The sequence below is a fragment of the uncultured Gimesia sp. genome, assembly GCF_963972345.1.
GTDB lineage: Bacteria > Planctomycetota > Planctomycetia > Planctomycetales > Planctomycetaceae > Gimesia.
On the sequence record NZ_CAXAVM010000260.1, the window covers coordinates 1 to 8469 of the forward strand.

11 protein-coding genes and 1 tRNA gene are annotated in these 8469 nt (G+C 51.1%); 6 read left to right on the forward strand and 6 right to left on the reverse strand.

All coding sequences use genetic code 11. From position 1 onward, the window contains the following. The first annotated feature begins 335 nt into the window (after positions 1 to 335). The 5 genes from AACZ40_RS26635 to AACZ40_RS26655 all read left to right on the forward strand — a co-directional run bounded on the left by AACZ40_RS26635 (position 336) and on the right by AACZ40_RS26655 (position 4373). Positions 336 to 401: transfer RNA gene (locus AACZ40_RS26635), tRNA-Asn, on the forward strand. A 469-nt stretch (positions 402 to 870) separates the two neighbouring features. Then, positions 871 to 1977, forward strand: coding sequence for a slipin family protein (locus tag AACZ40_RS26640; RefSeq protein ID WP_291168847.1), 1107 nt, complete (start codon positions 871 to 873; stop codon positions 1975 to 1977). A gap of 257 nt (positions 1978 to 2234) precedes the next feature. Then, complete coding sequence (locus tag AACZ40_RS26645; RefSeq protein WP_291168845.1) at positions 2235 to 3209, forward strand: DUF1559 domain-containing protein; 975 nt, start codon at positions 2235 to 2237, stop codon at positions 3207 to 3209. 71 nt (positions 3210 to 3280) lie between these two features. After that, positions 3281 to 3772 carry a hypothetical protein gene (locus tag AACZ40_RS26650; protein ID WP_291168844.1) on the forward strand — a complete coding sequence of 164 codons (492 nt, stop codon included), beginning with the start codon at positions 3281 to 3283 and terminating at the stop codon, positions 3770 to 3772. Positions 3773 to 3947: 175 nt separating this feature from the next. Further along, positions 3948 to 4373: a hypothetical protein gene (locus AACZ40_RS26655; RefSeq protein ID WP_291168842.1), complete on the forward strand. Its 426-nt coding sequence runs from the start codon at positions 3948 to 3950 to the stop codon at positions 4371 to 4373. A 9-nt stretch (positions 4374 to 4382) separates the two neighbouring features. On the opposite strand, the gene AACZ40_RS26660 is transcribed toward AACZ40_RS26655, so the two are convergent. Both AACZ40_RS26660 and AACZ40_RS26665 read right to left on the reverse strand, forming a co-directional pair. Further along, positions 4383 to 4871 (reverse strand): hypothetical protein, encoded by a 489-nt coding sequence (locus AACZ40_RS26660; protein ID WP_291168840.1) that lies wholly within the window; start codon positions 4869 to 4871, stop codon positions 4383 to 4385. Continuing rightward, the gene (locus tag AACZ40_RS26665; RefSeq protein WP_291168838.1) at positions 4868 to 5140 is read right to left on the reverse strand and encodes a hypothetical protein; all 273 of its coding nucleotides are present in this window, start codon (positions 5138 to 5140) and stop codon (positions 4868 to 4870) included. The genes AACZ40_RS26660 and AACZ40_RS26665 overlap by 4 nt, the downstream gene beginning before the upstream one ends. A gap of 163 nt (positions 5141 to 5303) precedes the next feature. On the opposite strand from AACZ40_RS26665, the gene AACZ40_RS26670 reads away from it, so the two are divergent. Further along, positions 5304 to 5771: an NADAR family protein gene (locus tag AACZ40_RS26670; RefSeq protein WP_339676597.1), complete on the forward strand. Its 468-nt coding sequence runs from the start codon at positions 5304 to 5306 to the stop codon at positions 5769 to 5771. A 3-nt stretch (positions 5772 to 5774) separates the two neighbouring features. On the opposite strand, the gene AACZ40_RS26675 is transcribed toward AACZ40_RS26670, so the two are convergent. The 4 genes from AACZ40_RS26675 to nadE form a co-directional block, all read right to left on the reverse strand. Continuing rightward, on the reverse strand, positions 5775 to 6320 hold the full coding sequence (locus AACZ40_RS26675; protein WP_291168834.1) for an RNA 2'-phosphotransferase: 546 nt from the start codon (positions 6318 to 6320) through the stop codon (positions 5775 to 5777). Between the two features lie 53 nt (positions 6321 to 6373). Beyond that, on the reverse strand, positions 6374 to 6973 hold the full coding sequence (gene pncA, locus AACZ40_RS26680; RefSeq protein ID WP_291168832.1) for a bifunctional nicotinamidase/pyrazinamidase: 600 nt from the start codon (positions 6971 to 6973) through the stop codon (positions 6374 to 6376). Positions 6974 to 6986: 13 nt separating this feature from the next. Continuing rightward, the gene (locus AACZ40_RS26685; protein WP_291168830.1) at positions 6987 to 7676 is read right to left on the reverse strand and encodes an NUDIX domain-containing protein; all 690 of its coding nucleotides are present in this window, start codon (positions 7674 to 7676) and stop codon (positions 6987 to 6989) included. 9 nt (positions 7677 to 7685) lie between these two features. After that, the coding region (nadE, locus tag AACZ40_RS26690; RefSeq protein ID WP_339676602.1) for an NAD(+) synthase at positions 7686 to 8469 on the reverse strand (784 nt) is incomplete at its 5' end.

Sequence of the window (8469 nt, forward strand, 5' to 3'; positions counted from 1 at the left end):
CCGGAAGCCCGCGCCGCTTTTCGCGAGGCCAGCCAGCCCGTCCGTGAACAGTTCATCGAGATGACCGGAGAAGATGGTCGCCAGCTGCTGGAAGAAATCAAAGCAACAATCAAAGAGTATGAACGGCAGCAGTCACAGAAACCTTGAACTGCCCTACTTTGATTATTCTGACTGCCATCCTGCTTTTTCTTTAAGAGATCACTGAACCTTGCTGTTCAGAATGCGTCTATGCAGGAACCATTGTCTGTCGTTCGTCCAGCGGCGTGCAGGTCACCGTGTCTGGTTTGATGCTGTACGTGCCGTGTCGGGGTTCTAACCGGATGATGACAATGCCAGGATAGCTCAACTGGTAGAGCACCAGACTGTTAATCTGGCTGTTACAGGTTCGATTCCTGTTCCAAGGAAGAGTTGGCCGGAGATCGGCTCTCTCTTGAACGCTGAAAGCGTTAACCCAATGAAACCGGACGAAGACAGAGGTCCGTTGGATCGGCCTGAAGTGAGGGACTCCGCGTGAATTGCCTGCAGTTCGCCTGGGGAAAGTTGTTTCAGGCAGCACCAGGCACCGCCTTGCAGTACGTGGATACCGCTGGCGTTTTTTCACCGTGGAAACGTTGAGCAACAAAGTCGATTCCACTGGGATTCCTCCAGGTCCCCAGTCGGAATCGGGCTGAGTGAATCAATGTGGAAGCGGCGGAAGAAGCCGGCTTAAGCGTACTCCGCGAAGTGCCGGTGTGATCGGCGAACACTCTGTCTTCGAAAGGTGTCTGTTTGAATCAGTGCGCGACACTGACGTCGCGTTTTTATTTATTGTCTCTGCGCAATTGTTTAAGCAGAGTTTTCGGTCCAGGGAAATTCCCTGAGGAGGTCGTCATGTTCGGTATCAAACGCTATGAAATTCACAGTTACGAAATGGGACTGTTCTTTAAGAATGGTGAATTTCAGGGACTCCTCAACGCGGGTACGCACTGGTTTTTCAATCCCTTCGATGACGTTCAGGTCGACATCGTATCCATGCGGGCTCCGTTGTTGATTCACGAGAAGCTGGACCTGATTTTCAAATCGGCGTCGCTGCAAGAACATGCGCTGGTACTGGACCTGCAGGACCACGAACGGGGACTGGTGTGGATCGACAACCGATTCAACCATATTCTGCCACCTGGTCAGTATGTTTTCTGGACAGACCTGAAAGACGTACGGGTTGAGATTGTCGATGCGCGGAAAGTATGCTTTGAGCACATCGATCTGAAAATCATCGCGCGTTCTGTCGCTGCTCAGCGTCTGCTGGATGTGTGCACGGTTGAACGTGACCATGTGGGTGTGCTGTTCATTGACGGTCGCTTTGTGGAAACGCTGGGACCAGGTCTGTATGCCTTCTGGCTGGGTCAGTCCCAGGCGCTGATCGCAGAATACGACCTGCGTGAAACCATGGTCGATATCAGTGGTCAGGACATCATGACTGCAGACAAAGTTACATTGCGGATTAACGCCGTGGTGACTTACAAGGTAGTCGATGCCCGCAAAGCGGCTTCACAGACAGACGATGTGCGGCAGGCACTGTACCGCGAAACGCAGCTGGTTCTGCGTGCCGTGTTAGGTGCCCGGGAACTGGATGTCTTCCTGACTGAGAAGGATGTGCTGGCACAGGACATCGAAGAAAATCTTCGACGTCGTGCCGGTGAACTGGGTCTGGAAATCGCATCGGTGGGGATTCGTGATGTCATCCTGCCTGGCGAAATGAAAGATCTGATGAACAAGGTCACCGAAGCGAAAAAAGCAGCGGAGGCCAATCTGATTGCCCGTCGCGAAGAAACTGCGGCGATCCGCAGTCAGGTGAATACCGCCAAACTGCTGCAGGACAACCCGGTTCTGATGCGTCTGCGTGAACTGGAAGTCCTGGAAAAAGTCGCTGCGGAGAACAAACTCAACATCATCCTGGGTGAGAAGGGTTTGACAGACCGTGTGGTAAACCTGCTTTAACCCGGGTTTACCTCTAAATAGAAAGCTCCGGAGCTGAGAAATCGACTCCGGGGCTTTTTTTGAATTCACTCATTTCATCTCACTTCGGCGATAAAACGCATCTCCAATCCTGTCCGCATTTTCCCTTTTTCACATCAGAAATCTCCTCTGTACACATTAACTTCATTTATTTAGTATTATATAATAAACATCCTTCATATTTATATTGAGCCTCGCTCATCAATCCTTCCTGACTTCCCACCTGAGGAGAGAACACAATGAGAATGCAAAACAAATCCAGCCGGGGATTTACGCTGATTGAGCTACTGGTCGTGATCGCCATTATCGCAATTCTGATTGCCTTGCTGCTGCCCGCAGTTCAACAGGCGCGTGAAGCGGCCCGTCGGTCTGACTGCCGCAATAAAATGAAACAGCTGGGACTGGCATTACACAATTACCTGGAAACACACACTGTACTGCCCCCCAGCGCCGTTGCCAAAGGTCTCTGTTCCAGTGGAGTTGCCGCCAGCAACACCTTGAATGGTAACGGGCTGGTTCTACTGCTCCCCTATTTGGATCAAAGTGCCCTGTATAATCAGCTCAATTTCAGCCTCGCGTTTGATGATTACAGTCCGGGAAGTGCGCCACTCCCCGGTAGTGGCTCTACCCACAACGCGGACCTCGTGAACCGGAGAATGGTGATATTTAATTGTCCTTCCGATCCTGGTCCCCAGGGTATTCCCGTCAGCAGCAGTTACATGCTCCCCGGCGGTTCGAACGAACATCGCACCAATTATGATTTCATCGTCTATCGGCTTTCTTACAATGAATGTAATCTCTGGTCGACACGAGACCCCGATGAAAAAACCATGTTTGAAGATGGCAGTAAATGCCGTCCCCGTGATGTCACCGATGGCATGTCGAATACAGCCATGATGGCCGAGACCCGTCAGGCCTGTTGTGGAAATGGCGCCAACGCGAACTGGGGTGGCAGAGGTTATACGCAAATCGGTTTGACCTTAGGCTTTGGCACACCAAACCTGACAGTACGAAAAAGTGGCAGTTATCCAGGTGGATCCAGAGATTTTGCTCCATGGCTGGGAGACTGGAACTCAACAGGCAGTTCGCATGTCGGCGGACTCCACGTTTTATTAGGAGATGGCTCAGTACGATTTATGGGCGACAATACCGATCGCGGCATCCGAATAAATCTGGACCTCATCACGGACGGAAATGTAATCGGTGAATGGTAACCTGAATTCCATTCTACCTGTCAGTGCAAGTATCACTCATCAATTGAATTTATTTTCCTGAAAGCTTCAATATGATACGTCTCCTTCGTATATCCCTGTTTTGTTTAATGGCTCCCATGTTATTCAATGTGACCGGCTGTGGGTCTCCCACTGAAAAACCGGAATTTGTATCCAAGCTGGTTCCGGTGACCGGCAAAGTGACTTTAGACGGGGAACCATTGTCTGGTGTATTGATTAATTACATTCCCGCTCAAGATCAAGCGGGGGGAGAAATTGCCTATGGATTTACCGATGAAGCAGGCAATTATGACCTGCAGGTTCAAATGGTAGGGCAAGCACCCGAAGATTCCCAGGGAGCTCTGCCCGGCAACTACCGAGTCTATATAACAAAGTTAGTGTTACCGGATGGATCAGCAGTGCCGGAAATTCTTTCCGATGCTGAAGCCGAAGAACAAGGGGCAAAACAGTTACTGCCCGACCAATACTCCAGCCCCACGGCAACCAAGCTGACCGCGGTCGTCAATACAGAGGCTACCACTAACGATTTCACATTGAAGAAATAAGAGTGTGAATGAGAGAGAAAGAGAAATACTGAATTCAGCAATCCCTCTACCCTACGACAGGTAGAGGGATTTTTTCATAAAGTGCTGGAATGTACTGAACCTTTCCGGTAAAAAGGTCTTCACGACAGTATATAAAAAGTGGCTCGCTCACATCATATTGCTTGAGGTTGACTTAATGACGATATCGGTACAGTGTGAGGAATGTTTTCAAAGCTACAAAGTCAAAGACGAACGGGCCGGACAGACCCTGAAGTGTAAGTCCTGTGGCAGCAAAATTCGTGTTCCCGCTGTGGAAGAGGAATTTGAAGATCTTTCCGCCGACTATGGAGAGCCGATTGCACAGCCTCGGAAGAAAAAAGCGGTCAAAGCCAAAAAGAAAAAGTCATCGCCCAGAAAATCGCTCAATATCTCGGCAGGAGGCATCGTCAAAAAAACGTTCGGTGTGCTGTCGATGGCTTTGGGTGTAGCGATGTTGGGTGGAGCAATCTATATGTTTTTCGCCGGAGATGAACCCAACGGCAAGAGATCCCGACCTGTCGCTGGCCTGGTGATGGCGGGTGTTTTTATGAGCGTCGGTAAAAAATGGATGTTCGATGAATAAGCCGGACAGTCAACGATCCCTGGCATCCACTCCAAATTCTTCTACGCGGCTGTTCACGAAGGCAGCCAGGTTCTCGGCATCATCGGTGCCGACACGGAGTGTGCCGGTCTTCATCTGAAAGGTTACACAATCGCGGCCCCAGAGATTCCAGACCCAGCCGCCGCGCGGGCTCAGATGGATTCCCCAGCCTTCGAAGATTGTGGTCCGATCCACGTCGGCACGAAGTACATCCTCATACAACACGCTGCGTTGAAACAGGGGGAGTGGACCAAAGCAGATCCGCAGGCGATCGATTTCATCAGCTACCGTCAGATGGTGAAAACCCGCCGCCAGGATTAACAACACCAGCCCCGCCAGCGCGAAGATCAGGCTCAGAAAAGATTGAGGGGGCACTGTTCGTACAAACCAGGCAATCACAAAAAACGCAACCGCCAGTCCGTACAGAACCAGACAGAGCGGTCCCCGTTGCCGATGATAATACAGTGAGAGGCAGGTCATGCTTCGTTCTCAATCTCGTGAAATAACTGAACCGCCTCATTATATTCATTTCCACTGAATTTCGATATACCCCACAACATGACCGGAATCACCAGCGTCAAAAAGGGGATCGCCCAATGACCGCGCACAGTGCCTCCCGCAGCCTCGGCAGTGGAGATTGACCAGAGATAAATGACGATACCAATCGCGATTCCTGCCAGTGTAGCAATCCAGGCAAACCGGATCGCTCGCTTTTCTGTCTTTTTACTGCTGAAACAGAAAACAGTCACCTTTCAAGCATGGTCAAGTCAACTAAACTCTTTACTGTTTTTATTTTAGCCGAATTTTATGAAACAGATTTCGAAAAGCCGAACCTGAATTTTCACTGATTGTCCAAAATAAAAAAACACAGAGTTATACTTTTCCCTCTCTCTTCCAATTAGGAACATTCCCATGTCTGATGCTAATCAACCCGTTCTGTTCTACAGCGTCAGTGAAGCATATGGGGAATTCTCGAACTTTGCTGAATATCCGATCCAGGTAGATGGCAAACGGTGGCCGACCTCGGAGCATTATTTTCAGGCACTGAAATTCACCGAGGCGCAGCATCGGGAAGCAATTCGTAAAGAGCCATCTCCCATGCAGGCCGCGCGGATGGGTCGTGATCGTAAACGGCCGCTTCGAAAAGACTGGGAGTCAGTAAAAGTCGCCGTCATGCGGACCGCCGTGCTCAGTAAATTTGCACAATATGAGGAACTGCGCATGCTCCTGCTTTCAACAGGTGAGCGAAAAATTGTAGAACATACGACAAACGACAGTTACTGGGGTGATGGTGGAGACAGCAGTGGCAAGAACATGCTGGGACGAATCCTGATGGAAATCCGATCACAACTTCGCGAGCAAGCTAACAATAACACGTAAACGTCAGGGAAATTCAATATATTCCACGGGTACGCGGTCAGTCAGCCAGACCTGGTTTGGTGTCACAAAGAATTCGCAGCCTGCCTGATGCATTTCCCGCGCCCGGATTTTCATTAACACCGGTTTGCCGCGCCGGCGTCCAACAGCGAGGCTGGTCTCTTCATCCACGTGCAGATGCACGTGATGGCGATTCATTTTTTTGAGCCCTTCCCGGGAAATGGGTTCGATGAATTTCTCGGGCGTTCCATGAAACAGGATTTCGGGGGGAACCGCTGTGGTATATCCCAGGTCGACGGAAATCGAATGTCCCTGGTTGGCACGAATGCGAGTGCCGTCGACGTTGAAAGAAAACCGCTGTTTGTCATTGGAAAACACGACCGTTTCAAGTGTCGCGCGAGACATGCATTTGCCCTGCTGTGACATCGCTGCCAGTAATACTTCGACATCGACCCAGCCGGACTCGTCCAGCGTGATCCCGACGGTCTCCGGCTGGTGCCTGAGAATCAGACTCAGGAATTTGCTTTTCTTTTTTAATTCTTGTTCGTTCATTTTATCTTTTACTTTTGTTGTTTGGATTTCAAATCCGTTGTTTCTAATTTGATTCATTCAATAATTTTTACGCCGGCCTGCTGCATTTCCTGGCAGGCGCGTCCCACATCACCCGGACTGAGATCAACGCCTCGACATCCAGTCTGAATCAGGCGGGTCTGAAAACCCAGTTTGACAGCATCCAGCGCCGTCCATTTCACACAGAAATCGGTCGCCAGACCCAGAACTGTCACTGACTTCACCTGCTGTTCCTGCAGATACTCTCCCAGGCCAGTCGACTTCTGATGGCCGTTATCATAGAAGCCACTGTAACTGTCGATCAGCCGATCTGTTCCCTTGGGAAAGACCTTGTCGATGGACGTCTGATTCAAATCTGCATGAAATTCCGCGCCCCGCGTGCCCTGCACACAATGATCGGGCCAGAGAATCTGTTCCAGGCCCCCCAGCTCAATCTGCTCGCCAATCTCTCGATCGGGATGCTGACTGGCGAAACTCAGATGATCGGGCGGGTGCCAGTCCTGCGTGGCGACGACCAGATCGAAATCTGCCATCAGCTGATTGGCGATCGACACCACCTGATCTCCTTCGGGAACCGCCAGCGAACCGCCGGGCATAAAATCATATTGCAGGTCAACCAGAATTAATGCATGCATTGTGTTTGCTTTCCTAGATCTCGAAGTGAAAGCCCTGTTTTGTCAGGCGTTTGTATTTGCGATGATCGAATTTGTAGAGTCGGGCGGCTCGATGTGCCACATCCGTCTCCACTTCATCGAGTTCGATCAGAATTCCCATACTGAGAATTTTTTTCCGGAAATTGCGTTTGTCGAGCGGCCGATCCAGAATGACTTCATACAGATGCTGGATCTGACGCAGTGTGAACTTAGGGGGCAACAGTTCAAAACCGATCGGCTGATAACGGACTTTGCCCCGCAGGCGTTCGTGCGCCATTTCTAAAATCTTCGGGTGATCAAAAGCCAGTCCCGGCACATCGTCCACGGCAAACCAGGCGGCATTCCGGGCGTCTGTCGCTGCCTGGACGCGGTGATCGGAGAGATTGACCAGCGCATAATAGGCAACCGTCACGACCCGTTCGCGGGGATCACGGTCCACATCTCCGATTGTATAAAGCTGCTCCAGAAAGACGTTTTCGATGCCCGTCTCTTCCTGCAGTTCCCGTCGGGCGGCTTCCTCCAGCGATTCTTCCAGTCGGACAAAGCCTCCCGGCAGCGCCCAGTCTCCTTGAAAGGGCTCCAGATCCCGTTGAATCAGCAGCACCTGCAGGTCTTGCTCGTCGAGACCAAACACAACACAGTCAACGGTTAAAGCGGCTCGTGGATATTCATAACTAAATTTCATGGCTCACCTTCAGTTAGCACCTTCCTGATCAACAAATGCGCGCAGTTCTTCCAGTTCCTGCTCAAAGCTGCCTGAAAGAATCGGGAAACGGCACCAGGTTTTAGGATCCAGATTCTCATCGTCCAGATGAAATGAAGGCGCATATCGCTCACGCTTCCATTGATTCCGCGACCAGAGTTGAAAGAAGCGAATCACCCAGCCAGACAGTGGCGCAGACTGATAGTCGGGAAACTGAGCTTGAGCCAGCCGATATACATCCAGGGGTCCATGCTTATCTCGGATCGCGGCCCGTTCGATCCAGTCCAGCAGATCGTAAGGCATCAAATCGGTTTCATCGGTCTGGTGGGATGCCTGAGGTCTCAGTTCAGCGGTAGGCTCCTGCTGATTGATCAGCTTCAACATCGGCAGATTCCCTGTTCCTGACGGCCCTGATTTTTCCAGCCACTGCAGCCACTGCCGCAAAAAAGCTTTATCAATTCCAGAGATCGGAGAAAGTCCGCCACAGGTATCGCCGTCCATCGTGGTGTAGCCGACCGCGGCTTCAGAGCGGTTACTGGTCGCCAGCAGAAGTGCATTCCGCAGGTTGGCGATCATCCAGACTCCCGGTGCACGCACGCGGGCCTGAATGTTCTGCAGCGCAATATCATCCGTATTCCAGTTCAATTCACGTCCCAGGGCAGTTGAGAGAAGTTCGACATAATCCTCTACGATCGCATCCACGTCCAGTTTGAGATAATCTGCCCCAATTGCTGCTGCGAGGTGTGCGGCCGCCTGTTCTGTGGTTTCGGAACTG

Excerpts from the sequence above, each read along its gene's own strand:
- AACZ40_RS26640 (WP_291168847.1), top strand. The coding sequence starts at position 871 with ATGTTCGGTATCAAACGCTATGAAATTCACAGTTACGAAATGGGACTG.
- AACZ40_RS26645 (WP_291168845.1), top strand. The coding sequence starts at position 2,235 with ATGAGAATGCAAAACAAATCCAGCCGGGGATTTACGCTGATTGAGCTA.
- AACZ40_RS26650 (WP_291168844.1), top strand. The coding sequence starts at position 3,281 with ATGATACGTCTCCTTCGTATATCCCTGTTTTGTTTAATGGCTCCCATG.
- AACZ40_RS26655 (WP_291168842.1), top strand. The coding sequence starts at position 3,948 with ATGACGATATCGGTACAGTGTGAGGAATGTTTTCAAAGCTACAAAGTC.
- AACZ40_RS26660 (WP_291168840.1), bottom strand. The coding sequence starts at position 4,871 with ATGACCTGCCTCTCACTGTATTATCATCGGCAACGGGGACCGCTCTGT.
- AACZ40_RS26670 (WP_339676597.1), top strand. The coding sequence starts at position 5,304 with ATGTCTGATGCTAATCAACCCGTTCTGTTCTACAGCGTCAGTGAAGCA.
- AACZ40_RS26675 (WP_291168834.1), bottom strand. The coding sequence starts at position 6,320 with ATGAACGAACAAGAATTAAAAAAGAAAAGCAAATTCCTGAGTCTGATT.
- pncA (WP_291168832.1), bottom strand. The coding sequence starts at position 6,973 with ATGCATGCATTAATTCTGGTTGACCTGCAATATGATTTTATGCCCGGC.
- AACZ40_RS26685 (WP_291168830.1), bottom strand. The coding sequence starts at position 7,676 with ATGAAATTTAGTTATGAATATCCACGAGCCGCTTTAACCGTTGACTGT.